Annotated in this window: 20 protein-coding genes; 13 read left to right on the forward strand and 7 right to left on the reverse strand. The window is 66.6% G+C overall.

All coding sequences use genetic code 11. From position 1 onward, the window contains the following. Positions 1–4 precede the first annotated feature (4 nt). The 6 genes from nuoL to BYZ73_RS09630 are packed head-to-tail and all read left to right on the forward strand — an operon-like array spanning position 5 to position 8260. Complete coding sequence (gene nuoL, locus BYZ73_RS09605; protein WP_112315782.1) at positions 5–2053, forward strand: NADH-quinone oxidoreductase subunit L; 2049 nt, start codon at positions 5–7, stop codon at positions 2051–2053. Beyond that, entirely contained in the window at positions 2053–3594 is a 1542-nt protein-coding gene (locus BYZ73_RS09610; RefSeq protein WP_112315783.1) for an NADH-quinone oxidoreductase subunit M, read from the forward strand. Before nuoL ends, BYZ73_RS09610 begins: the two co-directional genes overlap by 1 nt. Before the next feature lie 10 nt (positions 3595–3604). After that, the gene (gene nuoN / locus BYZ73_RS09615; RefSeq protein ID WP_112315784.1) at positions 3605–5047 is read left to right on the forward strand and encodes an NADH-quinone oxidoreductase subunit NuoN; all 1443 of its coding nucleotides are present in this window, start codon (positions 3605–3607) and stop codon (positions 5045–5047) included. Beyond that, positions 5037–5801 (forward strand): biotin--[acetyl-CoA-carboxylase] ligase, encoded by a 765-nt coding sequence (locus BYZ73_RS09620; protein ID WP_281269471.1) that lies wholly within the window; start codon positions 5037–5039, stop codon positions 5799–5801. The genes nuoN and BYZ73_RS09620 overlap by 11 nt, the downstream gene beginning before the upstream one ends. Positions 5802–5813: 12 nt before the next feature. Further along, entirely contained in the window at positions 5814–6593 is a 780-nt protein-coding gene (locus BYZ73_RS09625; protein ID WP_108027750.1) for a type III pantothenate kinase, read from the forward strand. Beyond that, positions 6590–8260, forward strand: a complete 1671-nt coding sequence (locus BYZ73_RS09630) for a ribonuclease J (protein WP_108027749.1) — start codon at positions 6590–6592, stop codon at positions 8258–8260. The genes BYZ73_RS09625 and BYZ73_RS09630 overlap by 4 nt, the downstream gene beginning before the upstream one ends. A 176-nt stretch (positions 8261–8436) precedes the next feature. On the opposite strand, the gene BYZ73_RS09635 is transcribed toward BYZ73_RS09630, so the two are convergent. Continuing rightward, positions 8437–9987 carry a DEAD/DEAH box helicase gene (locus tag BYZ73_RS09635; protein WP_112315785.1) on the reverse strand — a complete coding sequence of 517 codons (1551 nt, stop codon included), beginning with the start codon at positions 9985–9987 and terminating at the stop codon, positions 8437–8439. A gap of 158 nt (positions 9988–10145) precedes the next feature. Then, complete coding sequence (locus tag BYZ73_RS09640) at positions 10146–10736, reverse strand: exopolysaccharide biosynthesis protein (protein ID WP_108027747.1); 591 nt, start codon at positions 10734–10736, stop codon at positions 10146–10148. Positions 10737–10944: 208 nt separating this feature from the next. On the opposite strand from BYZ73_RS09640, the gene BYZ73_RS09645 reads away from it, so the two are divergent. From BYZ73_RS09645 to BYZ73_RS09655, 3 genes are all read left to right on the forward strand, one after another. Then, on the forward strand, positions 10945–12300 hold the full coding sequence (locus BYZ73_RS09645) for an esterase-like activity of phytase family protein (protein ID WP_112315786.1): 1356 nt from the start codon (positions 10945–10947) through the stop codon (positions 12298–12300). Positions 12301–12741: 441 nt separating this feature from the next. Beyond that, positions 12742–13206, forward strand: coding sequence for a hypothetical protein (locus tag BYZ73_RS09650; RefSeq protein WP_112315787.1), 465 nt, complete (start codon positions 12742–12744; stop codon positions 13204–13206). 254 nt (positions 13207–13460) lie between these two features. Next, a complete protein-coding gene (locus BYZ73_RS09655; protein ID WP_112315788.1) occupies positions 13461–14453 on the forward strand; it encodes a lactate/malate family dehydrogenase in 993 nt (330 codons plus the stop codon). Between the two features lie 41 nt (positions 14454–14494). Here BYZ73_RS09655 and BYZ73_RS09660 read toward each other — a convergent pair whose 3' ends face one another. Genes BYZ73_RS09660 through BYZ73_RS09670 form a run of 3 tightly spaced genes read right to left on the reverse strand, consistent with a single transcriptional unit; the run spans position 14495 to position 18163 of the window. After that, entirely contained in the window at positions 14495–16105 is a 1611-nt protein-coding gene (locus BYZ73_RS09660) for a peptide chain release factor 3 (protein WP_112315789.1), read from the reverse strand. 54 nt (positions 16106–16159) lie between these two features. Beyond that, the gene (locus tag BYZ73_RS09665) at positions 16160–17272 is read right to left on the reverse strand and encodes a pentapeptide repeat-containing protein (protein ID WP_112315790.1); all 1113 of its coding nucleotides are present in this window, start codon (positions 17270–17272) and stop codon (positions 16160–16162) included. 60 nt (positions 17273–17332) lie between these two features. Continuing rightward, entirely contained in the window at positions 17333–18163 is an 831-nt protein-coding gene (locus BYZ73_RS09670; RefSeq protein ID WP_181498015.1) for a universal stress protein, read from the reverse strand. 142 nt (positions 18164–18305) lie between these two features. Between BYZ73_RS09670 and BYZ73_RS09675 the strand changes: the two genes are divergently transcribed. Together BYZ73_RS09675 and BYZ73_RS09680 are read left to right on the forward strand one after the other, a co-directional pair. Continuing rightward, positions 18306–18932 carry a ParA family protein gene (locus BYZ73_RS09675; protein WP_112315792.1) on the forward strand — a complete coding sequence of 209 codons (627 nt, stop codon included), beginning with the start codon at positions 18306–18308 and terminating at the stop codon, positions 18930–18932. Between the two features lie 210 nt (positions 18933–19142). Beyond that, positions 19143–19922 carry an SDR family oxidoreductase gene (locus tag BYZ73_RS09680; RefSeq protein ID WP_112315793.1) on the forward strand — a complete coding sequence of 260 codons (780 nt, stop codon included), beginning with the start codon at positions 19143–19145 and terminating at the stop codon, positions 19920–19922. Here BYZ73_RS09680 and BYZ73_RS09685 read toward each other — a convergent pair. Together BYZ73_RS09685 and pepN are read right to left on the reverse strand one after the other, a co-directional pair. Next, complete coding sequence (locus BYZ73_RS09685) at positions 19919–20794, reverse strand: lysophospholipid acyltransferase family protein (protein ID WP_112315794.1); 876 nt, start codon at positions 20792–20794, stop codon at positions 19919–19921. The two genes, BYZ73_RS09680 and BYZ73_RS09685, sit on opposite strands and share 4 nt — an antisense overlap. 93 nt (positions 20795–20887) lie before the next feature. Further along, on the reverse strand, positions 20888–23455 hold the full coding sequence (gene pepN, locus BYZ73_RS09690) for an aminopeptidase N (protein WP_112315795.1): 2568 nt from the start codon (positions 23453–23455) through the stop codon (positions 20888–20890). Between the two features lie 97 nt (positions 23456–23552). Here pepN and BYZ73_RS09695 point away from each other — a divergent pair, with 97 nt between their 5' ends. After that, the gene (locus BYZ73_RS09695) at positions 23553–24764 is read left to right on the forward strand and encodes a deoxyribodipyrimidine photo-lyase (protein ID WP_112315796.1); all 1212 of its coding nucleotides are present in this window, start codon (positions 23553–23555) and stop codon (positions 24762–24764) included. A 201-nt stretch (positions 24765–24965) separates the two neighbouring features. Beyond that, a complete protein-coding gene (locus BYZ73_RS09700; protein ID WP_108027736.1) occupies positions 24966–25742 on the forward strand; it encodes a gamma-glutamyl-gamma-aminobutyrate hydrolase family protein in 777 nt (258 codons plus the stop codon). Positions 25743–25766: the final 24 nt, after the last annotated feature.

Here is a 25766-nt window from a genome sequence, read left to right on the forward strand (position 1 = left end):
GCTCATGGAAAAGATCATCCTCTTCGCCCCGCTGATCGGCGCGCTGCTGTGCGGCTTCGGCTACCGGATGTTCGGCGAGAAGGCCGCGATGTGGATCACCACCGCGATGGTATTCCTGTCGATGCTATTCTCCTGGGTCGTGTTCATGGGCTTCGACGGCGAGATGCGCCAGGTCGAGATCTTCCGCTGGATCGACAGCGGCAGCTTCGTGGCCGACTGGGCGATCCGGGTCGACCGGCTGACCGCGATCATGCTGATCGTGGTGACGACCGTCTCGGCCTTCGTCCATCTCTACAGCTTCGGCTACATGGCGCATGACCCCGAATGGCGCGAGGGCGAAAGCTACAAGCCGCGCTTCTTCGCCTATCTGTCCTTCTTCACCTTCACCATGCTGGCGCTGGTGACGGCCGACAACCTCGTGCAGCTGTTCTTCGGCTGGGAGGGCGTGGGCGTCGCCTCCTACCTCTTGATCGGGTTCTATTACCGCAAACCCTCGGCCAATGCCGCGGCGATCAAGGCCTTCGTGGTCAACCGGGTCGGAGATTTCGGCTTCCTGCTGGCGATGTTCGCGCTGTTCTTCCTGCTCGACAGCGTCCGCTTCGACGACATCTTCGACAAGGCGCCCGAGCTGGCGACGATGCAGCTGAGCTTCCTGAACGGCACCTGGAGCGCGGCGAATGTGGTGGGTGTGCTGCTGTTCATCGGGGCGATGGGGAAATCGGCACAGCTGTTCCTGCATACCTGGCTGCCCGACGCGATGGAGGGCCCGACGCCCGTCTCGGCGCTGATCCACGCCGCGACCATGGTCACGGCCGGGGTGTTCCTGGTCTGCCGGATGTCGCCGGTGCTGGAATTCGCGCCCGATGCGAAAAACATGATCGTCTTCATCGGCGCCACCACGGCCTTCTTCGCGGCGACCGTGGGTCTGGTACAGAACGACATCAAGCGGGTGATCGCCTATTCGACCTGTTCGCAGCTCGGCTACATGTTCGTGGCGGCGGGCGTCGGGGTCTATTCGGCGGCGATGTTCCACCTGCTGACGCATGCCTTCTTCAAGGCGCTGCTGTTCCTCTGCGCGGGCTCGGTGATCCATGCCATGCATCACGAACAGGACATGCGGAACTATGGCGGGCTCAGGAAGAAGATCCCCTTCACCTTCTGGACCATGGTGATCGGCACGCTCGCGATCACCGGCGTCGGCATTCCGCTGACCCATATCGGCTTCGCGGGCTTCCTGTCGAAGGATGCCATCATCGAAAGCGCCTGGGGCGGGCATGCCTATTTCGCCTTCTGGATGCTCGTGATCGCGGCGGCCTTCACCAGCTTCTATTCGTGGCGGCTGATCTTCATGACCTTCTTCGGCGAGCCGAAGGGCGACCGGCATGCCCATGACCATGCCCATGAAAGCCCCGTGACCATGCTGGTGCCGCTGGGCGTGCTGAGCGTCGGGGCGGTGCTGGCGGGCATGATGTGGTACGGCAACTTCTTCGGCGACCATGACAGCGTGAACCGCTTCTACGGGGTGCCCTCGCATGAGGTGGCCGCCGTCGCGGGGCATGGCGAGACCGCCGCCGAGGGCGAAGCCGCGGCCGCGTTGCCGGGGCAGGGCGCGATCTATACCGCGCCCGACAACCACGCGATGGAAAACGCCCATCACGCGCCGCAATGGGTCAAGGCCTCGCCCTTCCTGGCGATGCTGGCGGGCTTCGCCGTGGCGTGGCTCTTCTACATCAACAAGCCCGAGCTTCCGGGCCAGACCGCGCGTGCGGCCCGTCCGCTGTACCTGTTCCTGCTGAACAAGTGGTATTTCGACGAGCTTTATGACGCGATCATCGTCCAGCCCGCCCGCAATATCGGGCGCGCGCTCTGGAAGGGAGGCGATGGCAGCATCATCGATGGCGGCATCAACGGGGTGGCGATGGGCATCGTGCCCTTCTTCACCCGCGTCGCCGGGCGGCTGCAGTCGGGCTATCTGTTCCACTACGCCTTCGCCATGGTCATCGGCATTGCCGTACTCGTTACCTGGATGGCTCTGACCGGAGGGGCCGAGTAATGGACAACCTGCTTTCGATCATCACCTTCACGCCCCTGATCGCGGCGCTGATCCTCGGCGTCTTCCTCAAGGGCGACAGCCCCTCGGATCAGGCCAACGCGAAATGGGTGGCACTGATCGCGACGACGGCGACCTTCCTGATCTCGCTCTTCGTGCTGTTCGAGTTCGATCCCTCGGATGCCGGCTTCCAGTTCGTCGAGGACCGGTCCTGGCTGCTGGGCCTGCGCTACAAGATGGGCGTCGACGGCATCTCGATCCTCTTCGTGATGCTGACCACCTTCCTGATGCCGATCACCATCGGCGCCTGCTGGACGGTGACGCACCGGGTGAAGGAATACATGATCGCCTTCCTGGTGCTGGAAACGCTGATGCTCGGCGTCTTCTGCGCGCTCGATCTGGTGCTGTTCTACCTGTTCTTCGAGGGCGGCCTGATCCCGATGTTCCTGATCATCGGCATCTGGGGCGGCAAGGACCGGATCTACGCCACCTTCAAGTTCTTCCTCTACACCTTCCTCGGGTCCGTCCTGATGCTGGTGGCGATGGTGGCCATGTACATGGATGCGGGCACCACCGACATTCCGACCCTGCTGGCGCATCAGTTCAGCGCGGGCGACATCGTCATCGGCGGCAAGACGATTGTCGGCGGCATGCAGACCTTCCTGTGGTTCGCTTTCCTCGCCTCCTTCGCGGTCAAGATGCCGATGTGGCCGGTCCATACCTGGCTGCCCGACGCCCACGTGCAGGCGCCGACGGCGGGGTCCGTGGTGCTGGCGGCGATCATGCTGAAGATGGGCGGCTACGGCTTCCTGCGCTTCAGCCTGCCGATGTTCCCGGTCGCTTCGGACATCTGGGCGCCGCTGATCTTCTGGATGTCGGCCATTGCCATCGTCTACACCTCGCTGGTGGCGCTGGCGCAGCAGGACATGAAGAAGCTGATCGCCTATTCCTCGGTCGCCCATATGGGCTACGTGACCATGGGCATCTTTGCCGCGAACCAGCAGGGCGTCGACGGCGCGATCTTCCAGATGCTGAGCCACGGCTTCGTCTCGGGCGCGCTCTTCCTCTGCGTGGGCGTGATCTACGACCGCATGCACACCCGCGAGATCGACGCCTATGGCGGGCTGGTGAACCGGATGCCCGCCTATGCGCTGGTCTTCATGCTGTTCACCATGGCCAATGTCGGCCTGCCGGGCACCAGCGGGTTCATCGGCGAGTTCCTGACGCTGGCGGGCATCTTCCAGGTCAATACCTGGGTGGCGGCGGTCGCCGCGACCGGGGTGATCCTGTCGGCGGCCTATGCGCTGTGGCTTTACCGCCGGGTGGTCTTTGGCGACCTGATCAAGGAAAGCCTGCGCACCATCACCGACATGAACCTGCGTGAACGCGCGATGTTCGCGCCGCTGGTGGCGATGACCCTGCTTCTGGGCGTCTACCCGTCGCTGGTGACCGACATCATCGGGCCCTCGGTCGAGGCGCTTCTTTCGAACTACCAGATGGCACTGGCCGAGACCCCGGTCTCGACCCAGCTGGCCGGAAACTGAGGGGAACGAGATGATCTCTGACGATCTTTCCGTCGTCCTGCCGGAAATCATCCTTTCGGTCTACGCGATGCTGGCGCTGGTCGGGGCCGTCTATACCGGCAAGGACAAGGCGGCGCCGGTGCTGGTCTGGACCACCTCGGCGCTGATGCTGGCGCTGGCGGTCTGGATCGGGCTGACCGCGGGGCCGACCGAAACCGCCTTCGGCGGCGCGCTGATCGATGACGGCTTCGCCCGCTTCGCCAAGGTGGTGGTGCTGGCCTCGGCCGCGCTTGTCATGCTGATGAGCCAGGACTACATGCGCCGCCAGAAGACGTTGCTGTTTGAATTCCCGGTGCTGATCACGCTGGCGGTCGTCGGCATGATGCTGATGGTCTCGGCGGGCGATCTGATGACGCTTTACATGGGGCTCGAGCTGCAATCGCTGGCGCTGTATGTCGTCGCCGCGATCCGGCGCGACAACCTGAAATCGACCGAGGCCGGGCTGAAGTACTTCGTACTCGGCGCGCTCTCGTCGGGTCTTCTGCTTTACGGCGCCTCGCTGACCTACGGCTATTCCGGCACCACGCTGTTTGCGGGCATCCTTGCCTCGATCGGCGACGGGCCGATCGGCATCGGGCTGCTTTTCGGGCTGGTCTTCATGATCACGGGCCTTGCCTTCAAGGTCTCGGCGGTGCCCTTCCACATGTGGACGCCCGATGTCTATGAGGGCGCGCCGACGCCGGTCACCGCCTTCTTCGCGACCGCGCCCAAGATGGCCGCGATGGCGCTGTTCGCCCGCGTGCTGTTCGACGCCTTCGGGTCGGTGCCGGGCGACTGGGGCCAGGTGATCGCGGTTCTGTCGCTGCTGTCGATGTTCCTTGGGGCCTTCGCCGGGATCGGCCAGCGCAACTTCAAGCGGCTGATGGCCTATTCCTCGATTGCCCATATGGGCTTCGCGCTGATGGGGCTGGTTGCGGGCACCGCGCTTGGGGTGCAGGCGATGCTGGTCTACATGGCGATCTATGTCACCATGAGCATCGGCACCTTCGCCTTCATCATGGGCATGCAGAAGGACGGCCAGCCGGTCGTCGATATCCGCAGCCTGAACATGTATGCCTCGGTCGAGCCGCTGAAGGCGCTGGCGCTGATGATGCTTCTGTTCAGCCTTGCGGGCGTGCCGCCCTTCGTGGGCTTCTTCGGGAAGTTCTACGTCATCAAGGCGGCGGTCGATGGCGGCTATGTCTGGCTGGCCGTGGCGGGCGTGATCGCCTCGGTGATCTCGGCCTTCTACTACCTGCGCATCGTCTTCTACATGTATTTCGGCGAGGAGGGCGACCGCCGCCTCGACGGAACCATGCCGCCGGTGATGTGGGGCATCATGATGGTCGCGTCCTTCGCGATGATCGTGGGGGTCGTGAACCTCTTCGGCGTCGAGGGGCTGGCGCTGGCCGCGGCTCAGACCCTTGTCAACTGAGGGGCAGGGCTGGCACTGGCCGGCCGGGCATGACCTGATCCTGCTCGACGAGGTCGACAGCACCATGGCCGAGGCCCGGCGGCGCCGCGACATCACGCGGCCGACCTGGATCGTCGCCCGCCGCCAGACGGCCGGCGTCGGCCGCCGGGGCCGGGCCTGGGGCGCGCCCGAGGGCAACCTTGCCGCGACCCTGGTGCTGGCGCCGGGGTGCCCGCCCGCGACGGCCGCGCTTTATTCCTTCGTGACGTCGTTTTCGCTGTATGCAACCTGTCTGGCCTATGTCGAGGACCGCGAGGCGATCACGCTGAAATGGCCCAATGACGTGCTGCTGAACGGCGGCAAGCTGGCGGGCATCCTGCTTGAATCCGAAGGGACGATGTCCGAGGTCGGGCGACTGTCGATCGGGCTCGGGGTCAATCTCAACGCCTTGCCCGAGGCCTCGGTGGTCGAGCCCCGGGCCTTGATGCCGGTGACGCTGGCCGAAGAGATCGGCGATGCCGTCGATCCGCTGGAATTCCTGGCTTTCTTCGCCGAGCATTTCGCCCATCAGGACCGGTTCTTCCGCGACGAGGGCTTCGGGCCGCTGCGGTCGGCCTGGCTGGAACGCGCCGCGCGGCTGGGCGACACGATCACCGCGCGGATGGGCGCCGAAGAGATCTCGGGGCGGTTCCTGACAGTAGACGAGGACGGGCAGCTTGTCCTAGAGACGCCCGGCGGACGGCGTGCCATTGCTGCTGCGGACGTGTTCTTCTGACGGGGGACCCCCATGCTTCTTTGCATCGACTGCGGCAACACCAATACGGTGTTTTCGCTTTGGGACGGTGAAAGGTTCCTCTGCACGCTCAGGACGGCGACCGAGCATACCCGAACGGCCGATCAGTACTATGTCTGGTTCTCGACGCTGCTGGCGCGTTATCGGATCGAGCCCGAGATTACCGACGCCATCATCTCGTCGACGGTGCCGCGGGTCGTCTTCAACCTGCGGGTCTTCACCGACCGGTTCTTCAACATCCGCCCCTGGGTCGTGGGCAAGCCCGAATGCCTGTTGCCGCACTTGCCCCGGGTCGATCAGGGCACCAATGTCGGGCCCGACCGGCTGGTCAACACGGCCGGGGCCTTCGACCGGCACGGGGGCGATCTGATCGTGGTCGATTTCGGCACTGCCACCACCTTCGACGTGGTCGGGCAGGACGGGGCCTATCTGGGCGGCGTGATCGCGCCGGGGGTGAATCTCAGCCTCGAGGCGCTGCACATGGCGGCGGCGGCGCTGCCGCATGTGGATGTGACAAAGCCCGACCGGGTGATCGGCACGAATACGGTTGCCTGCATGCAGTCAGGTGTGTTCTGGGGCTATGTGGGGCTGGTGCGCGAGATCTGCGACAGGATCCGCACGGAATATGACCGGCCGATGCGCGTCATCGGCACCGGGGGGCTTGCGCCTCTATTCGCGCAGGGCGATGTCCTGTTCGACCAGATCGAGGACGACCTGACCATGCACGGGCTGACCGTGATCCACGCCTATAACAAGGAAAACGGGGCGATATGAGCAAGAACAGACTGATCTACCTTCCCCTCGGCGGCGCCGGGGAAATCGGCATGAACGCCTATGTCTACGGCTATGGCGCCCCCGGGAAGGAGCGTCTGATCCTCGTGGACCTGGGCGTGACCTTTCCCAACATGGACACAAGCCCCGGCGTCGACCTGATCTTCGCCGACATCGCCTGGCTCGAGGAACGCCGCGACCGGCTTGAGGCGATCTTCATCACCCATGCCCATGAGGATCATGTGGGCGCTTTGGGGCATCTCTGGCCGCGGCTCAAGGCGCCGGTCTATGCCCGACCCTTCACCGGCACCATTGCCCGGCTGAAGATGGAGGATCAGGGCCAGGACCCCGAAACCGTCCGCTTCGTCGAGCCCTGGCCGAACCGGATCGCGGCGGGACCGTTCCAGGTGTCCTATCTGCCGGTGTCGCATTCGATTCCCGAAAGCTCGGGGCTGGTCATCGACACGCCGGTGGGGCGGATCGTTCATACCGGCGATTTCAAGCTCGACCGCACGCCCATCGTCGGCGACCCCTTCGACCCGGATCTCTGGGCCGAGGTCGCGGCGGACGGCGTCAAGGTGCTGACCTGCGATTCGACCAACGTCTTCTCGCCCAATCCGGGTCGGTCCGAAACCACGGTGGGTCCGGCGATCCGCCAGCTTGTGGAACGGGCCGAGGGCATGGTGGTGGCCACCACCTTCGCCTCGAACATCGCGCGGCTGAAGACCCTGGCCGAGGCCGGGCGCGACGCGGGCCGGTCGATCTGTCTTCTGGGGCGGGCGATGCGGCGGATGATCGAGGCGGGCGTCGAAAGCGGGGTGCTGACCGATTTTCCCAAGGTCGTCAGCCCCGAAGAGGCGGCCGACCTGCCGCGTGACAAGGTGATGCTGATCGTGACCGGCAGCCAGGGCGAACGTCGCGCCGCCTCGGCCCAGCTGTCGCGCGGCAAGTACATGGGGCTCAGCCTCGCTGCGGGCGATCTTTTCCTCTTTTCGTCCAAGACCATTCCGGGCAACGAGCGCGACGTGATCCGCATCGTCAACGCACTGTCCGAAATGGGCGTCGACGTGGTGTCGGACGATGCCGATCTCTATCACGTCTCGGGCCATGCCAACCGGCCGGACCTGTCGCGCATCCACACGCTGATGAAGCCCGAAATGGTCGTGCCGATGCATGGCGAACACCGCCACCTGCGCGAGCATGTGAAACTGGCCGCCGAGAACGGGCTGCCGGCGGTGGTCGCGGTCAACGGCACGATGCTGGATCTGGGCGGCGACCGGCCGCAGCCGGTCGAATTCATCGAGACCGGGCGGACCTATCTTGACGGCGCGGTGCAGATCGGCGCGATGGACGGGATCGTCCGCGACCGCATCCGCATGGCGCTGAACGGGCTGGTGGTCGTGACCGTGATCCTCGACGAAGAGGACGAGCCGCTGGGCGAGCCCTGGGTCGATCTGACCGGCCTGCCCGAGACCGGGCGGTCGCGCGCGGCGCTGTCCGAGGTGCTGGAGGAGGATCTGGACCAGTTCCTGCGCCGGGCCGACGACAAGACGCTGGCCGATGACGACAAGATCGAGGAGGCGATGCGCCGGATCGTGCGCCAGTCGGCACAGACCGAGATCGGCAAGAAGCCCGAGGTCGTGGTGGTCATCAGCCGCCTGAGCGCCTGAACCCCGGCCCCAGTTTCAAGCCCCGGCCCCAAGTCCCGGTCTCGAGCCTCAGTCTGGGGCCTGAGATCAGGGGCCGAGCCCCCGGCCTTAGCGCCAGCACGCGACAGGAAATGAAAAGGCGCCCGACGGGGCGCCTTTTTCGTCATGTCTCGTTGTGCCAGCAGGGGCGGGGGCGCTTATTCGGCGCTCTCTTCCACCTGATCCTCGGTCACCGGTTCGGGTTCGCTTTTCGGCTTGAACGACCGCAGCAGGAAGGCGGGCATGTGATCGCCCATCCCCACCACGGGTTCGTCCCGATAGCCGCGGTCGCGGCCGCCGCGCCGGTTGTTGGTCCCGCTCCGGCCTTGCCTGTTGCGGTCGTGGCTGTCCGACCGCTCGTGGGTATGAGCGTTGCGGTCCTCGCCATGCCGGTCGGCGGTCCTGTCGGGCTGTCGCTCGGCCCCCCTGTCGCTGCTGTTCCGCTCCCGGCGGTCGCCGCGCTGGGGCCGGGCGCTGCTGCGCTCTTCGGTCCGCTCCGGCGCCGAGGCGCCGGCCTCGTCGGCATGACGGCCGCGCTTGCCGCGATCGTCGCTGCCGCCTTTCAGCGGGCTGTCGACGCGCGGGATCTGCTTTTCGACCAGATCCTCGATGGCAGTCAGCCATTTCTCGTCATGGGGCACGCAGATGGTCAGCGCCTTGCCCTCGCGGCCCGCGCGGCCGGTGCGGCCGATCCGGTGCACGTAATCCTCGGCATGGGAGGGCACGTCGTAGTTGAACACGTGACTGACCGCGGGCACGTCCAGACCGCGCGCGGCGACGTCCGAGGCGATCAGGAACCGCAGCTTGCCTTCGCGGAAGGATTCCAGCGTCCGGGTCCGCTGCGACTGGTCCAGATCGCCATGGATCGGGGCCGCGTCATAACCATGGGTCTTGAGCGACTTGGCGACGATGTCGACCTCGGTCTTGCGGTTGCAGAAGATGATGGCGTTCTTGCAGCCCTCGCCCTCGCGGTCGATCAGCGCGCGCAGCAGCTCGCGCTTTTCCTTGGCCTGCCGGTCCTTGCGCGAGGCGGTATAGCAGATCACGGCCTGTTCGATGCTTTCGGCGGCGCTGGCCCGGCGGGCGACCTCGATCTTGGCCGGGGCCGAGAGGAAGGTGTTGGTCACACGCTCGATCTCGGGCGCCATGGTGGCCGAGAAGAACAGCGTCTGCCGGGTGAAGGGGGTCAGCTGGAAGATCCGCTCGATATCCGGGATGAAGCCCATGTCGAGCATCCGGTCCGCCTCGTCCACCACCATGATCTGGACGCCGGTCAGCAGCAGCTTGCCGCGCTCGAAATGGTCCAGCAGGCGGCCGGGCGTCGCGATTAGCACGTCGACGCCCTTGTCGATCAGCGCGTCCTGTTCCTTGAAGCTGACACCGCCGATCAGAAGCGCCTTCGACAGCTTGGTCTTCTTGGCATAGGTGTCGAAGTTCTCGGCGACCTGGGCCGCCAGTTCGCGGGTCGGCGCCAGCACCAGGCTGCGCGGCATCCGCGCCCGGGCCCGGCCGCGGCCGAGCAGGGTGATCATCGGCAGAACGAAGCTGGCCGTCTTGCCGGTGCCGGTCTGGGCGATGCCCAGAACATCGCGACCTTCAAGCGCAGGGGGGATGGCCCCGGCCTGGATCGGGGTCGGCGCGGTGTAGCCCGCGTCGGAAACGGCGGAAAGAACCTTGGGGTCGAGCCCCAGTTCAGCAAAAGTCGTCATGTAAGTCCTTGGCTCAGTTGCAGCATCATGGCCGCACCTGTCGCACGCGGCCTAGACCGGCCGTATTGCCAGTCAGATCCTCATTCGCGGCTCGATAGAGCAAACTCGCGCTTTCGTCAAGTTGAACGCCCGTGTGCGCGCGCCTGAGGTGTCACGGGTCAGGTGAAGACCCGCCAGATGAAGACGATTTCCGGCAAGAGCATGCAATAGGCCAGGAACGCGACCAGCCCGTCGCGGGTCGACATCGCAAGCCCCAGCATCAGCACATGCAGCGACAGCACGAAGGGCAGGCCGGGGATGAAGCCCAGCAGGAAGATCAGAACCCCCGTCGCCATCAGGATCAGTGCGATCAGGCGGGTGGCCAGACCGCTTTCCACAAACGTCACAAGCCGCGGCGCCAGCAGCGGGCGCAGCCACAGGGCGGCCGGTTGTGCCCGTGCGACCGAGACCGCCAGCACATGGCCCGAAAGATGCACCCGACGCAGCCGCCCGGGCAGCCAGAGCGTGGTCTTGCCGGTGATCATTCGCCCGCCGATCAGGATCATGAAGACCGCGACCACCCCGGGCAGGCCGGGCAGCATGCCGACCGGCAGGATCAGGAAGGCCGAGAGCATCACCAGCAGCGGCCCGAAGCCGCGCGCGCCCAGCGTCTCGATCAGATCGGCCACGCTGACGCGGTCGCTCGCCAGCGCCAGCGCCGCAAGGTCTTCGAGAAGGCTCGAGATGATCCAGTCGTCTGGGGCACTCATCGGCGGTCGGTCGGGTGAAGGGGGACGGCCGACGGGCGGCGCGGACGAAAACGGGTCTCGCTGTCATGTCGCGGCGGCGGCGCGCGAATTCAAGGGGCGGGACCTGCGCCCGGGATCTTGTCATGGAACTGACACGGGGCGGATTCGCGGCTGTTGCAGGGCCTCTGTAGGGCAACGGGCACACGCTCATCGAGATAGGGAATCAACGATGAAAAACAGTCTGTTCCTGCTTTCGGCCGCGGTTGTCGCGCTGGCCGGTCCGGCGCTGGCCGAAGAGACCTTTCCGGCAACGCTGGCCGGTCACGCGGTGCTGCCCGCGATGACCATGGTCGCGCCGCCCGCCGATGCGCCGCGCGACGCCTGGATCTCGGGCAAGTTCACCGGGACCGCGCGGAACATGGTGCCGATGAGCGCGATGGGCGACACTGGCAAGCTGCACGGCAACCGCGCGACCGGCATCGCGCTGCCCTTCATCGGCCAGCCGCTGCAGGGCTTTTCGGGTTTCGCGATGGACCGCGCCGAGGACGGGTCGGTCTATGCGCTGACCGATAACGGCTTCGGGTCCAAGGCCAACAGCCCCGACGCGATGCTGTTCTTCCACCGCATCGCGCCCGATTTCGCGACCGGCAAGGTGGACGTGAAGGAAACCGTCTTCCTGCGCGATCCCGATTTCAGGGTGCCCTTCCGCATCGCCTATGAGGGCAGCGAGGGCCGCTATCTGACCGGCGCCGATTTCGACCTTGAAAGCCTTCAGCTGGTCGACGGCTCGCTCTGGATCGGCGAGGAGTTCGGCCCCTATCTGCTGAACGTCTCGCTCGACGGCGTGGTGCTGGGCGTCTACCCGACCATGGCCGATGGCAAGGAACTGAGAGGCGCCGACAACCCCGCCGTGTCCGCGACCTCGGTGCCCGGCACCGACTGGAAATCGCAGCGCTCGGGCGGCTACGAGGGCATGGCCCTGCAGCCCGGCACGTCCAAGCTCTGGGCGATGCTCGAAAAACCGATCCTCGGCGATGACGGCAAGCCCGAGGGCGATTTCCTGCGGGTGATGGCTTTCGATACGGCATCGAAGGACTGGACCGGAGAGATGTTCAAGTTCGCCCTTGCCGAGGGCGCGACCGCGATCGGCGATTTCAACTTCATCGACGACACCCACGCGCTGGTGATCGAGCGCGACAACGGCGAGGGCGATCCCAGCCTGAAATGCGACGGCGCGCCAGCCGCCGACTGCTTCCCGGCACCCGCGCTGCACAAGTGGATCGTGCTGATCGACACGTCGGATGTGGATGCCGACGGGTTCGTCCGCCGGATCGGCCATATCGACCTGATGGACATCGCCGATCCCGACGGGGTGGCCCGGCTTGACACCGATGCGGCACGCGATCTGACGGGCAAGTTCACCTTCCCGTTCTTCACCATCGAGGACGTGATGCGGGTCGACGACACCCATATCCTTGTCGCCAACGACAACAACCTGCCGTTCTCGTCGGGCCGCAAGCTCGACGCCGCCGCCGATAACGAGGTGATGCTGCTGAGCGTGCCGGAGCTGCTGTCGGCGAAGTAAAACCACTTCTGTAGAACACAAGGGTCAGCCGGGAACGCATCCGGCTGCCCTTTCCGGTCCGTTCTTGACCGGTGCAAACTGCGTTCCGGCATATCTCCGTTGACTAAGGCGGTCACTATGTCCAGCTTGAAACTGGGTCATCGCGGACAGCCCTTGGCGGCCTCACCGCCTCGGTGCACAGATGTGGAGGTACTTTTGCCGGTTCCATTCGCATTCCTTTTATGGGCTCTGGGGCAGGGCCTTGTTCAGGTGTTTACGAAGCCCTGGCCCTGGATCGCACTGTTCGGCTGGTTTGCCGTTGCAAAGGTCGATTTTGGCGCCATCGGAGACCAAGCGAGAGCGGCGATTTGGTCGCTCTGGCCCCTCGTTATTATCGTGGTCCTTGGCTGGATTGCTGTCGAGACGGTCAGAATCTGGATCGGTCGGGGTCGATAGGGCGCGATGCGCGGGCACCGGGATACCGGCTTTCTCTACCGGGCGTTGGTGCTCTGTGTCGTGGCGCTTACGGTCGGGCTCGGGGCTGTGGTTGTTGCCACCAACCATGAACTCGAAAAGGTTGTGGCTCCGTCGCTCTACCGAAACCTGCTGCTGTTTCTGGGGCCACTTGTCGCCATTTGTCTCACCGGCTTCTCTCTGTTCAGTCGATCATTCTCGCGGCGCAGTTTCCTTTCCGAGCTGTTGATCCTCCTGGCAAGTTATTGCGTGTTCCTGAGCGTCTACTTGCCCCATGTCCTTACGTTTCGCGGGGAGGCGGGGAAAACTTGCCATTTCTGGCAGTTCGGTTGTGCGGACGTGGCGCCGGAACCCGATCATCGCCTCACGATCACGGGTCTTGTTCTCGCCGCCGCGATCTATCTGATCGTTTTCCTGCGCGAAGGCATCTTCCGGGTGAGAAACGACAACTGAAGAGTTCGACGTCTGTTCGCATCGGAAGGTCATGGCGCTCGCGCGCTTTTGCGCCATTTGCCATTTCGGCTGCCGCCGAAAGGTGATCTAGCTCGGCTCAGCTTTCGCGCGAGACTCTGGCGCCCGGCGCCGCGGCCGGTTGCGGTCTGCGACCCAAGCGATGCGGGTGCTGCGGCCGCCCGGCGCGAGAGCGGCCCCCGGGCGGCGCCAGCGGGGCTGTCCGGCGGCCGTCTGGAAGATGCAAGGAGAAGAGAATGCACACCAACAAGCTCGTTGTCATCGGGGCAGGGCATGTCGGGTCCTATGTCCTGGCCGATGCCATGAAGATCGGCCTTTTTGCCGAGATCGGCGTCATCGACATCCTCGAAAACGTGGCCTTCGGCGAGGCGCTCGACCAGGCGCAGGCGACGGCCTTGCCCTATATGAGCAATATCAAGGTCACCTCGGGCGGCTACGAGCAATGCGTCGACGCCGACGTGATTGTTGTGGCCGCGGGGCCAAGCGTCATTCCCGACCCCGACGATCCCAAGGCCGAGCCCGACCGCACCCTCTTGACCACCACCAATTGCAAGGTCATCCGCGAGGTGATGGCGGGGATCGTCAGGCACACGACCGAGGCCATCGTCATCCTGATCACCAATCCGCTCGATACCATGGTCTACATCGCCGAGAACGAATTCGGCTATCCGCGCGGGCGGGTCTTCGGGACGGGGACGATGCTTGATTCAGCGCGGCTCCGGAAGGTCGTGGCCGACGCCTGCGGGATCGACCCGAAATCGGTCACCGGCTTCATGATGGGCGAACATGGCAGCACCGCCTTCCCGGTCCTGAGCCATGTCAATGTGGCGGGCATCCCCTTCGCAGATCTCGGCCGCCATTTCGAGGCGCTGGACGACATCAGCGACCCCGAGACGGTCAAGGCCCGGGTCATCAGCGCCGCCTATGACGTCTTCAACGGCAAGGGCTGGACCAATGCGGGTGTCGCCCAGTCGGCGGTGACGATGGCGCGCGCCGTGCTGCTGGATGAACGCAGCGTCTTTCCCGCCTGCACCACCCTGCGCGGCCAGTATGGCCATGACGGCGACGTGGCGCTCAGCATGCCCTGCGTGCTGGGGCGCGAGGGGATCGTGAAACAGCTTCCGGTCAGCCTGAACGACTGGGAAACGGCGAAGCTGGCCGAAAGCATCGCCTTTATCCAGTCCGCGATGCGCGATGCCGGCACCGGGCCGGAAAAAGCCGTCGCCTGACGACCCGAAAACGGCGGGCCTCGGGGCCCGCCGCCTCGCGATCAGTTGGTCTGCATTTCCTTGGTTGCCGACAGCGTCAGTTCGGGATGGTCGCGGACCACGCGGTCGATGTCCCATTGCAGCCGGGTCATGTAGACCACGTCGCCGTCATTGTCGGTCGCCATGTGCTGCTTGTTCTTCTGCACGAAGCTCTCGACCGCCGTCTTCTCGCCATGGACCCAGCGGGCCGAGGTGAATTGCGAGGGTTCGAACCGCACCGGCAGGCCGTATTCCAGCTCGATCCGGCTGGCCAGCACCTCGAATTGCAGCGCGCCGACGACGCCGACGATGAAGCCCGAGCCCACCATCGGCTTGAAGACCTTGGCCGCGCCCTCCTCGGCGAATTGCATCAGCGCCTTGTCGAGATGCTTGGCCTTCATCGGGTCGCCCGCGCGGCAGTTCTTCAGCAGCTCCGGCGCAAACGAAGGAATGCCCGTGACCTTCAGCGCCTCGCCCTCGGTCAGCGTGTCGCCGATGCGCAATTGCCCGTGGTTCGGGATGCCGATGATGTCGCCCGCCCAGGCCTCTTCGGCCAGTTCCCGGTCGGCCGCCAGAAACAGCACCGGGCTCGACACCGTGATCGGCTTTTTCGAGCGCACATGGGTCAGCTTCATGCCGCGCTGGAAATGGCCCGAGGCGAGACGCACGAAGGCCACCCGGTCGCGGTGCTTGGGGTCCATGTTGGCCTGCACCTTGAAGACGAAGCCCGCGACGGTCGGTTCCTCGGGCGCGATCTGGCGCGGTTCGGCCGCCTGGATCTGCGGCTCGGGGCCATAGGTGGCGATGCCGTCCATCAGCTCCTTCACCCCGAACGAGTTGATCGCCGAGCCGAACCAGATCGGCGTCATATGCCCTTCCAGCACCGCCTGCGGGTCGAGCGCGGGCAGAAGCTCCTTCGCCATCTCGACCTCTTCGATCAGCTTCTCGCGCAGATCCTGCGGCACATGCTTGGCCAGTTTCGGATCGTCGAGCCCCTCGATCTTGATCGACTCGGCCACCTTGTTGCGGTCGGCCCGGTCCATCAGTTCCAGCCGGTTCCGCAGCATGTCGTAACAGCCCAGGAACTCGCGCCCGACCCCGATCGGCCAGGAAGCGGGCGTCACATGGATCGCCAGCATCTCCTGGATCTCGTCGATGATCTCGAAGGTGTCGCGGCTTTCGCGGTCCATCTTGTTGCAGAAGGTCAGGATCGGCAGATCGCGCAGCCGGCAGACCTCGAACAGCTTCCGGGTCTGGCTTTCCACCCCCTTGGCACCGTCGATCACCATCACCGCCGCGTCGACCGCGGTCAGCGTGCGATAGGTATCCTCGGAAAAGTCGCTGTGGCCGGGGGTGTCGACCAGATTGAAGCGGAACTCGCGATAGTCGAAGGACATCGCCGAGGCCGAGACGGATATGCCCCGGTCCTGTTCCATCTTCATGAAATCCGACCGCGTCCGCCGCGCCTCGCCCTTGGCGCGCACCTGTCCGGCCATCTGGATCGCGCCACCATACAGCAGGAACTTCTCGGTCAGCGTGGTCTTGCCCGCATCGGGGTGCGAGATGATGGCAAAGGTGCGCCTCCGGGAAATTTCCGGCGGCAGGGCGGGGCGGTTCGACGGGGCATCCAGCATGGCCGCGGATATAGGTCAGGCGCGGGTCCCGCGCAATCATCATCGGTGCGGCGGTTAGGGGCCGCGCCGCCGGTCCACGATGAAGCGGAAGGTCGAGACGCCAATCACGCCTGCCGCAATTGGAGCACCCAGATTGACCGGGATGCCGAAGCAGTTAAGCAGCCCTGAACAGGCGCCGATCAGCCCGATCTTCCAGAAGTTGCCATAGGTGCCCGTGTCACTGTCGAGATGCCGGATTGCCTTGTCAACCTGCCGGGCAATATCCAGCAGGATGTCCTTGATACGTCTGGCCTCTTCAGGCGTCACTTTCTGGTCGGGCTCTGCGACCGGAATGGCCTCGTGCAGCCTTTGAACGGCAATCAGCGTTTCATTTAGGAAGTTAAGTTTGGCATTGTAAACCGAAAGGGCCTCGGCATCGTTCGGGATGGCGGTCATGCGGTGTGCCGCGATCTCGTTCTGAAGCTGTCCGACGATATATTCGGCGAGGACTGCTGTCTCTGGGTAGCTGGCCTGAAGCGCATGTCTGAGTTCGAAAACCGGCCGCTCCTGAACCTTTGCCCGGATCGAGGAAGAACTGCGTGGGGCGGTAGAAGTCGCGTCCGGTTCACTTTCACGACCCGGTGAACCCGGCGGTCTCGGATCGGGCCAATGCGCCGGATGATGCAAGCCCTCGGGCAGGATCGTGCCGGTGTCGCCGCGCATGGTGTCGACTTGGATTTGGGTCAAGTTCTGCGCGCGCGACAAGTCAGTAATCAACGGAGGAGGCAAGGCGCCGTAGGCGGTTCGAACTATGGTCTGATTTAAGATCGCATCCCCGAAATCAGTACCCTCAAAGACTGCTCCGCAGAGTGCAGATTCTTCAAGGTCCGCGTGTCTGAGAGATGCTTTCCGAAGGTCCGCTTCCAAAAGTTTAGCCTCCCGAAGGTGCGCCCCCGTGAGGTCCGCCCGCCCGAGGTCCGCTTGCCCGAGGTCTGCCTCCGTGAGATCCGCCTCCCAGAGGTCCGCCATCAATAACGGAATGCGGCCTTCCTCAAGCTTCCCGGCCGTCTCGAACGCCGCCCGGATATCCATCCCGGACAGATCCGGCAGGAAATCGTCCCGCTGCCTCCGCGCGTTCCACGCCGCGACGCCTTCCAGCAGCCACTCCAGATGCTCGGGATTGCCCATCGCCCGTCTCCTCCGCCCGGGCGGAGCCTAGATCGGCCCCGCCCAGGCGTAAAGCGGGCGCTAGCGCGCGACCAGCAGGTCGCAGGGCGGGGCGCGCATAAGGTCATTGGCCAGCGAGCCCAGGATCGAGGGCGCGGCGCCCGCGCGGCCATGGGCGCCAAGGACCAGAAGGTCGGGGCGACGGGCCTCGATCTCGGCGTTCAGCACCAGATGGGCGGCGCCCTCGACGAGGGCGACATCGGCCAGCCGGGCGGGCAGGTCGTTCTGCGCGCGCCATTCGGCCAGGCGCATCTCGGCGCTGCGGCGGAAGGGGGCGATGGCGATGGAACTGCCATGGGGCGCGATGAAGCCGCGATAGGGGATATGCAGCGCGTGCACCCCGTGAACCGCGGCCTCGGGCGCCAGGCGCGCGGCGATCTGCAGCGCGGCGGTCGAGGCCGGGGCAAAGTCGAGCGCAGCCAGCAGCGCGGCATAGTCGTGATCGACCGGGTCGCGCACCAGCAGAACCGGGCGCGAGATGTGGCGGACGATCCGCTCCATCGTGGTTTCGCGCAGCAGATCGAGGAAGGGCCGGTCGCGATGCAGGCCCAGCACCACCAGCGCAGCGTCGGTCTCATCGGCCAGTCGAGGGATCGCGCTGCTGGGATCGCCGGTCACGATGCGGGTAGCGTGCCGGACCTCGGCCGCCTGCGGGATCGCGGCTGCAAAGCGGGTCAGCCGCGCGGCGGCGGCCTCGGCCATCGGGCGGGCCACGTCCTCGGGCAACTCGCTGTCGATGACCGTCGCCAACAGGACGTCGGCGTCCATCGCGCGGGCCAGCCGGAAGGCGCGGTTCACGGCGCGGTCGGCGCGCGGGCTGAGATCGGTGGCAACCAGGATCGTGGCGGTCATCTTGTCCTCCCTTGGGTCTGTCCCGGTCAGGTCGGGGCGGCAGACACCGCTTTCAAGAGCGACATCGTGTCGGTTCCGTATATACATTGCATAGCAGGTGCGAACGGGTATGGTGGGGCGGTCGAAGACGAAAGGGGTGGGGATGAAGACGGTGCTGATCGCCAATCGCAAGGGCGGCTGCGGCAAGACGACGATCGCGGTGACGCTGGCCGCGGCGCTGGCCGATGGCGGCTGGAAGGTGGCTCTGGCCGATGCGGACCCGCAGAAATCGGCCCTGCGCTGGCTCAAGCGCCGCCCCGCAGGCGTGCCCGAGATCCGTTCGCTGGACTGGTCGGCCGAGATCGGCGCGGGCAAGGGCGGCAAGGGCACCGACTGGGTGATCGTCGATGCGCCGGGGGCGATCTACGACGAGGCCGCGGCCGGTCTCGTGGCCGAGGCGCGCGCGGTGGTGGTGCCGGTCATGCCGTCCTTCTTCGACGAGGATGCGACCCGGCGCTTCCTGAAAGAGATCGCTGATCTCAAGCGGATCCGGAAGGGCAAGGTCGGGGTCGAACTGGTGGCAAACCGGGTCCGCCCGCGCGGTCGCGACGCGCACCGGATCCGGGCCCTGGCCGAGCAGGTCGGGCAGGCACCGGTGGCCGAGATCGCGGACCGCGTGGCCTATGGCGACCTGGCCGAGCAGGGATTGACGGTCTTCGACAAGCCGCAGCGCGCCTATGCGGCGCTCCGCGCGCAATGGACCCCGCTGCTGGCGGCCCTCACCGCCTGATCGGGACCGGCGGCCGGCCATCGCGCGCGCCACAATTCTTCGCAGAAGAATTGCGTGTCCGAACGCTCCAACACGAAAATTCGCGAATTTTCGCGCCCGGACCCGCCCGCGTCGCGTCGGGGGCGCAACGCGCCCTGGCCTCCGCGCCCGGGCTTTTCCGCGGCACCCGCGGCTGCTAAGCCGGGGCGGACGTCGACAGGGAGAACCGCAATGGATCTGGGACTGAAGGGCAAACGGGCGCTGGTCTGCGCCGCGTCGAAGGGGCTTGGACGGGGCTGCGCCGAGGCGCTGGCCGCGGCGGGGGTCGATCTCGTGATCAACGCGCGGGGGGGCGAGGCGCTTCTGGCCGCCGCCGAAGACATCCGGCAGCAGCATGGGGTATCGGTCACTCCGGTCGCGGCCGACATCGTGTCCGAGGACGGGCGCGCCACGGTGCTCGAGGCGGCGGGGCAGGTCGACATCCTCGTCACCAATGCCGGCGGTCCGCCGCCCGGGCTCTGGTCGGACTGGGAGCGCGCCGATTTCATCGCGGCGCTCGATGCCAACATGCTGACGCCCATCGCGCTGATGAAGGCGCTGCTGCCCGGAATGATCGACCGGGGCTGGGGCCGGGTGGTCAACATCACCAGCCAGTCGGTCAAGGCGCCGATCCCGGTGCTGGGCCTGTCGAATTCGGCCCGGGCTGGGCTGACCGGCTATGTCGCGGGCACCGCGCGGCAGGTGGCCCCCTTTGGGGTGACGATCAACAACCTGCTTCCCGGGATCCATGCAACCGACCGGGCCGACGCGCTGGATCGAGGCGTGGCCGAGGCCGATGGCATCACCCTCGACGAGGCGCGGGCCCGGCGCACGGCAACCATTCCGGCGCGTCGCTACGGCACGCCCGCCGAATTCGGCGCCGCCTGTGCGTTCCTTTGCTCGACCCAGGCGGGGTTCATCGTCGGCCAGAACATCCTGCTCGACGGCGGGGCCACCAATTCCGTGCTTTAGCTCAGCGCGGTCGATTTCACCCAGCTCGGCCGGCGCGAATTCTGCACCAGGCTCACCCGCGGCGCATAGCGCCCGCCAAGTGCGAGCGTCGCCGCGCGCAGCATCTCGATCCCGTCCTCCGACCGAACCGGCAGGGCGCCCGGCGCGATCGGTTCGCCCACCGTCATCCGATAGGGCTGACGCTCCTTGTTGAGGGTCTCGTGAAAGAGCGTGATATCCCTCAGCGTCGGGTGGATCAGATCGAACAGATAGAACAGCACCGAGTTCCGGGCGCGGATATTGATGGGGATCACCGGCAGACCGAACTTGCGGGCGATCATCGCCGCCGACGGCATCCAGGGCCGTTCGTGCAGCGACAGCCCGCGCCGCTTGGCCAGCCGCCCCGAGGGGAAGATCACCGCCAGCCGCCCCTTCTCGATCGCGGCGCGGGTATAGGCCATGGTCTCGCGGGTCTTGGCATGGCTGCGCTTTTCCTCGCGCCACTCGACCGGGGCAATGATCTCTTCCATCTGCGGCAGTACCCGCAGGATGTCGCGGTTGGCGTAGAAGAACAGATCGGGGCGGCGCTGGCGCAGGAGGCTCCACAGCATAACCCCGTCGGCGATGCCCGTCGGGTGGTTCGCCACGATCATCGCCGGACCCGAGGCCGGAATGTTCTCGATCCCGGTGCCGCGCAGGTCGCGCGCCAGCAGCCGGGCCATTTCGTCCATGATCACATGCGAGGGATGGTCCTGCAGGACCTCGCCCAGGGCGACGGTCCGGTCATAGCCCAAGACCCCGTTCAAGAGTCGCCGGGACGGCCCGCTCCAGGGATGGTCGGCGAATAGCCAAGGGGCCCGTTCCTCGATAAGCGGATCGATTCTTTCTTTCATGCGCCTTGTCACCACACCCGAATGACGCTTCCGTGACACCAGAGCCGATTCCGCCGGCTCCGGTCAAAGCAATTCCCGACCCTGTCCGCGAGGTCAGGCGGCGATCCGCCCGGCGGCCAGCAGCCGGTCCACCATCTCTCCCATGTCCCGGCTCAAACCCTCGCGGGCGGCGATCCGTTCCAGCGCCGCCTGCGCTTTTTCCCGGCGGCCCGCGTCATAGCGCGCCCAGGTCTCGAAGGCGGTCGACATCCGGGCCGCGGTCTGCGGGTTGACCGCATCGAGCCGGATCAGCCAGTCCGCGACCAGATCGTAGCCCGCGCCCGAGGCGTCGTGGAAGCCCGCGGCATTGGCCGAAAAGCCGCCGATCACCGCGCGGAACCGGTTGGGGTTCTTCCAGGTGAACTGGGGATGCTCGGTCAGCGCGCGGGTTACCGCCACCGCGCGCTCGGGCGCGGCCAGCGTCGCCTGCAACCCGAACCATTTGTCCATCACCAGCCGGTCATGGCCCCAGCGCCGGGCAAAGCGGTCAAGCGCCTCGTCCGCGCCGCCGGTTTCCAGAAGCACGCTCAGCGCGCCGATTTCGTCGGTCATGTTGTCGGCGGCCGCGAAATGCGCCTGCGCCCGGGCGCCGCCGTCAAGCCGCGCCATATAGCCGAGTGCCGCGAGCCTCAGCGCGCGCCGCCCGGCATCGGCCGCCCCGGGGCTGTAGGGGCCGGGGCAGTCCATCTGCGCGTAAAGCCCCGGCCAGAGCGGGTCCAGATGGCGGGCGACCGCGGTCTTGGCGCGTTCGCGCGCGGCATGGATCGCCAGCGGGTCGGGCACGGTGCCGCGCTCGGCCAGCGCCTCAGCCAGTTCGTCCTCGCCCGGCAGCCTCAGCGCCAGCGCCCGGAAGGCGGGGTCCAGCGCCTCGTGGCGCACGACGGCGGCCAGCGCGTCCAGCCAGGCGGGCGCAGGTGCCGCGTCCTCGGTCACCATCGCGATCAGCACCTCGCGCGCCAGCGACCGCCCGGCCTCCCATTTGTTGAACGGGTCGGTGTCATGGGCCAGCAGGAAGGCGCGTTCCTCGGGCGCGCTGTCGCGTTCCAGGATCACCGGCGCCGAGAAGCCGCGCAAGAGCGAGGGCACGGGCTTCGCCCCAAGCCCCTCGAAGACGGCGTCCTGCCTTGCCTCGGTCAGTTCGATCACGGTCGTCGGCAGCACCTCGTCGCCATTGGGCGACAGCAGACCCAACGCCAGCGGGATCACCTGCGGCTGCTTTTCACCCTGCCCCGGGGTGGGCGGCGTTTTCTGTTCCAGATGAAGAGTATACGTGCCGTCCTTGAAGTCTTCCGTGACCTTCACGCGGGGCGTTCCGGCCTGCGAATACCAGCGCTTGAACTGGGTCAGGTCGCGCCCCGTCGCCTCCTCGAAGACCTGCAGCCAGTCCTCGATGGTGCAGGCCTGCCCGTCATGGCGCGCAAAGTAGAGATCGAGCGCCCTGGCATAGCCCTCGGGCCCCACCAGACGGCGCAGCATGCCGATCACCTCGGCGCCTTTCTCATAAACGGTCGCGGTGTAGAAGTTGTTGATCTCTGTATAGCTTTCGGGCCGCACCGGATGCGCCAGCGGGCCGTTATCCTCGCGGAACTGACGCGCGCGCAGGGTCATCACATCCTCGATCCGCTTGACCGCGGCAGATCGCATGTCGGCCGAGAATTGCGAGTCGCGGAAGACCGTCAGCCCCTCTTTCAGCGACAGCTGGAACCAGTCGCGGCAGGTGATGCGGTCGCCGGTCCAGTTGTGGAAATATTCATGCGCGATGATCCGCTCGATATTCTCGTAATCGCGGTCGGTCGCGGTCTCGGGGCTGGCCAGCACATAGCGCGAGTTGAAGACGTTGAGCCCCTTGTTCTCCATCGCGCCCATGTTGAAATCGTCGACCGCGACGATGTTGAAGACGTCCAGGTCATAGGCCCGGCCATAGACCTCTTCGTCCCATTTCATCGACCGGATCAGGCTGTCGAGCGCATAGTCGGCCTTGCCCTGATCGGCGGGGCGGACCCAGACATTCAGCGCGACCTCGCGCCCCTCAGAGGTCGTGAACCGGTCCGAGGTCGCCACCAGCTCGCCCGCGACCAGTGCGAACAGATAGCTGGGCTTGGGCCAGGGGTCGTTCCATTCGGCCCAGCCCGCGCCCTGGGCCACCGGGTTGCCGTTCGACAGCAGCACCGGCAGGTCGCAATCGACGCGCACCCGGAACGGCGCCATCACGTCGGGGCGGTCGGGATAGAAGGTGATCTTGCGGAACCCTTCCGCCTCGCACTGCGTGCAATACATGCCGTTCGACATGTAAAGCCCTTCCAGAGCGGTATTTTCCGCCGGTGCAATCTCGACCTCGGCCTCCCAGACGAAAGGCGCCTCGGGCACCGGACAGCTCAGACCCTCGGGGGTGATCTCGGGGGTGACGGGGCTGCCGTCGATGGCGGCCGAGATCAGCGTCAGATCCTCGCCATGCAGGAAGAAGCGCCGGTCGCGGGCCGCCGGATTGGGGCGGAAGGCGATCTTCGCGCGGACCCGCGTCGCGGTCGGCTGCAGGTGAAAGTTCAGCTCGACCTGGTCCACCAGAAAACCGAAAGGGGTGTAATCCTTCAGGAACACGGGCTGCGGCGCGGCGTCTGTCATCTGTCTCTCCAATTCGGACCCCCCAGACCTATACCCCTCAGGCCCAAGCGCAAGATGCCCGTGGCGGGGCCCCGAATGTTCGATTTATGTTCCGGTCATGGAGGTGACGATTCTCTGGCTCCGGCGCGATCTGCGCCTCGAGGATCACCCGGCGCTGGCGCGGGCCGCGGCGGGCGAGGGCGCCGTGCTGCCGCTTTACATCGTCGATCCGGCGGTCTGGGCCGCGCCCGAGGCCTCGGCCCGGCACTGGCGCTTTGTGGCCGAGGGGCTGGCCGCGCTGTCCGACGCGCTGGCCGCCCGGGGCGCTGCGCTGCAGATCGAGGCCGGGCCGCCCGCCGAGGTGCTGGCGCGGTGCGCGGCGCGCTGGCCGGTGACGCGCGTGCTGACGCTGGACGATGGCACGGGCGGTAACGCCACGCCTTGGGCACGGGGGACCGGCATCGCCTTCGAGGAAGTCCGGGCGCCGCGCGGGGCCGCCCTGCCGCCGCCCGGGGCGCTTCGCGGGCTCGACGGGCTGGTCCCCGCCGCGATCCCCGGGGCGCGCGATCTGGGGCTTGGCTTCGATCCCTGTCCGGGACGGCCACGCGGCGGCCGGGCCGAAGCCGAGCGGGCTTTGGAGGCGGCTCTGTCCGATCCGGCGCCGGAGCGCGCGCTGTCGGCGCATCTGGCCTGGGGCACGCTCTCGGCGGCCGAGGTGTCGCGCGCGGCACGGGCCGCTGGCGCGGGGCCGCTGACGGCCGGGCTCGCCCGCCGGGCACGTCTGATGCGCGCCCCGACCGGACGCGCCGACACGCCCCGGCCGCCGGACCATGCCGCCCGCTTTGCCGCCTGGGAGAAGGGCGAGACCGGGTTGCCCGCGGTCGATGCGCCGATGCGGGCGCTTTGCCATTCGGGCCTCATCGATCCGTCCTGGCTGGGGCTGCTGGCCTCGGCCGGGATCGGGCTCCTGGGCCTCGATCCGGAGGATTGTGGGCGGGTGCTGGCGCGGCTTTGCCTCGATTACCACCCTGTGCTCCATCGGGCGCGGATGCGGGCGGCGGCGGCCCGGCCCGCCGATCCGCTGCGGCAGGCGCGCGATCTTGATCCCGAGGGCGCGATGCTGGGCGCCTGGCTGCCCGAACTGGCCGATCTGCCCGGGCCCGCGCGCCATGCGCCCTGGACCTGGAGAGGACCGTTGGCTCGGCCCGGGCGGCGCTATCCGGCGCCGGTGATCGACATTGCGACCGACCCCGCGCGGCCCGTTCGTCCCGCGCCTGCACGGGCGCGGCGACGCCCGGCCGACCGGCGGCAACTGGCATTCGATCTCTAGGCCCGCGCCGGGGGCCGAGATGCACAGCGCCTGTGCAGATCCGGTCGCGCCGGACCGGACAGGCCCGCGTAATAGGCGGAATCGCCGGGAAATGTGCGTCCGGAGGGCGTCATGCCGCAGCATCGCCGCGCCCCGGTCCCGGCTCTTCACCCCCGTGGAAATGCCCTATATCCTCTGAGGAAACGCGAACACGAGGCTCCCATGGCACGCCCCAGGGTCGGTATCATCGGCAACAGCTATCTTCTGAACGACCAATACCCTGCCCATGCCGGTGGCACGATGAACTCCGAGGCGGTGGCCGAGGTTGTGGGCGCGATCCCGCTGCTGATCCCGGCCGATCCGCGCTTCGTCTCCGTGCCCGAGCTGCTCGACTGTTTCGACGGCTTCCTGTTCACCGGCGGGCGGCCCAACGTCCATCCCGAGGAATATGGCGAGGCCGAGACCGAGGCGCATGGCGCCTTCGACCGGGCGCGCGATGCCATCGCCCTGCCGCTGATCCGCGCCCTTGTCGAGCGCGGCCAGCCCTTCTTCGCCATCTGCCGCGGCTTTCAGGAAGTCAATGTCGCGATGGGTGGCACGCTGCATCCCGAAATCCGTGACCTGCCCGGGCGCATGAACCACCGGATGCCGCCCGATGGCTCGCTGGAAGAGAAATTCGCCCTGCGCCACAAGGTCTGCCTGACCGAGGGCGGCATCTTCCATCGCATCCTGGGTGCGACCGAGGTGATGACCAACACGCTGCACGGGCAGGGCATCAAGCGGCCCGGGCCACGGATCGTCATCGAGGGAGTGGCGCCTGACGGCACGCCCGAGGCGATCCATGTGGCCGATGCGCCGGGCTTTGCGCTGGCGGTGCAGTGGCATCCCGAATACCGCGCCGCCCGCGATCCGGTGTCGCGGCCGCTGTTCGAGGCGTTCGGCAAGGCCGTGGCCGCCTGGGCCGAGGGCGAACGCCCGGCGGTGCTGAAGACCGCCTGAGCCCATGCGAGACCTCGCGCATCG

Source organism: Rhodovulum viride, assembly GCF_003265965.1.
GTDB classification, from domain to species: Bacteria; Pseudomonadota; Alphaproteobacteria; order Rhodobacterales; family Rhodobacteraceae; genus Rhodovulum; species Rhodovulum kholense.

Excerpts from the sequence above, each read along its gene's own strand:
- nuoL (WP_112315782.1), top strand. The coding sequence starts at position 5 with ATGGAAAAGATCATCCTCTTCGCCCCGCTGATCGGCGCGCTGCTGTGC.
- BYZ73_RS09610 (WP_112315783.1), top strand. The coding sequence starts at position 2,053 with ATGGACAACCTGCTTTCGATCATCACCTTCACGCCCCTGATCGCGGCG.
- nuoN (WP_112315784.1), top strand. The coding sequence starts at position 3,605 with ATGATCTCTGACGATCTTTCCGTCGTCCTGCCGGAAATCATCCTTTCG.
- BYZ73_RS09625 (WP_108027750.1), top strand. The coding sequence starts at position 5,814 with ATGCTTCTTTGCATCGACTGCGGCAACACCAATACGGTGTTTTCGCTT.
- BYZ73_RS09630 (WP_108027749.1), top strand. The coding sequence starts at position 6,590 with ATGAGCAAGAACAGACTGATCTACCTTCCCCTCGGCGGCGCCGGGGAA.
- BYZ73_RS09635 (WP_112315785.1), bottom strand. The coding sequence starts at position 9,987 with ATGACGACTTTTGCTGAACTGGGGCTCGACCCCAAGGTTCTTTCCGCC.
- BYZ73_RS09640 (WP_108027747.1), bottom strand. The coding sequence starts at position 10,736 with ATGAGTGCCCCAGACGACTGGATCATCTCGAGCCTTCTCGAAGACCTT.
- BYZ73_RS09645 (WP_112315786.1), top strand. The coding sequence starts at position 10,945 with ATGAAAAACAGTCTGTTCCTGCTTTCGGCCGCGGTTGTCGCGCTGGCC.
- BYZ73_RS09650 (WP_112315787.1), top strand. The coding sequence starts at position 12,742 with ATGCGCGGGCACCGGGATACCGGCTTTCTCTACCGGGCGTTGGTGCTC.
- BYZ73_RS09655 (WP_112315788.1), top strand. The coding sequence starts at position 13,461 with ATGCACACCAACAAGCTCGTTGTCATCGGGGCAGGGCATGTCGGGTCC.
- BYZ73_RS09660 (WP_112315789.1), bottom strand. The coding sequence starts at position 16,105 with ATGCTGGATGCCCCGTCGAACCGCCCCGCCCTGCCGCCGGAAATTTCC.
- BYZ73_RS09665 (WP_112315790.1), bottom strand. The coding sequence starts at position 17,272 with ATGGGCAATCCCGAGCATCTGGAGTGGCTGCTGGAAGGCGTCGCGGCG.
- BYZ73_RS09670 (WP_181498015.1), bottom strand. The coding sequence starts at position 18,163 with ATGACCGCCACGATCCTGGTTGCCACCGATCTCAGCCCGCGCGCCGAC.
- BYZ73_RS09675 (WP_112315792.1), top strand. The coding sequence starts at position 18,306 with ATGAAGACGGTGCTGATCGCCAATCGCAAGGGCGGCTGCGGCAAGACG.
- BYZ73_RS09680 (WP_112315793.1), top strand. The coding sequence starts at position 19,143 with ATGGATCTGGGACTGAAGGGCAAACGGGCGCTGGTCTGCGCCGCGTCG.
- BYZ73_RS09685 (WP_112315794.1), bottom strand. The coding sequence starts at position 20,794 with ATGAAAGAAAGAATCGATCCGCTTATCGAGGAACGGGCCCCTTGGCTA.
- pepN (WP_112315795.1), bottom strand. The coding sequence starts at position 23,455 with ATGACAGACGCCGCGCCGCAGCCCGTGTTCCTGAAGGATTACACCCCT.
- BYZ73_RS09695 (WP_112315796.1), top strand. The coding sequence starts at position 23,553 with ATGGAGGTGACGATTCTCTGGCTCCGGCGCGATCTGCGCCTCGAGGAT.
- BYZ73_RS09700 (WP_108027736.1), top strand. The coding sequence starts at position 24,966 with ATGGCACGCCCCAGGGTCGGTATCATCGGCAACAGCTATCTTCTGAAC.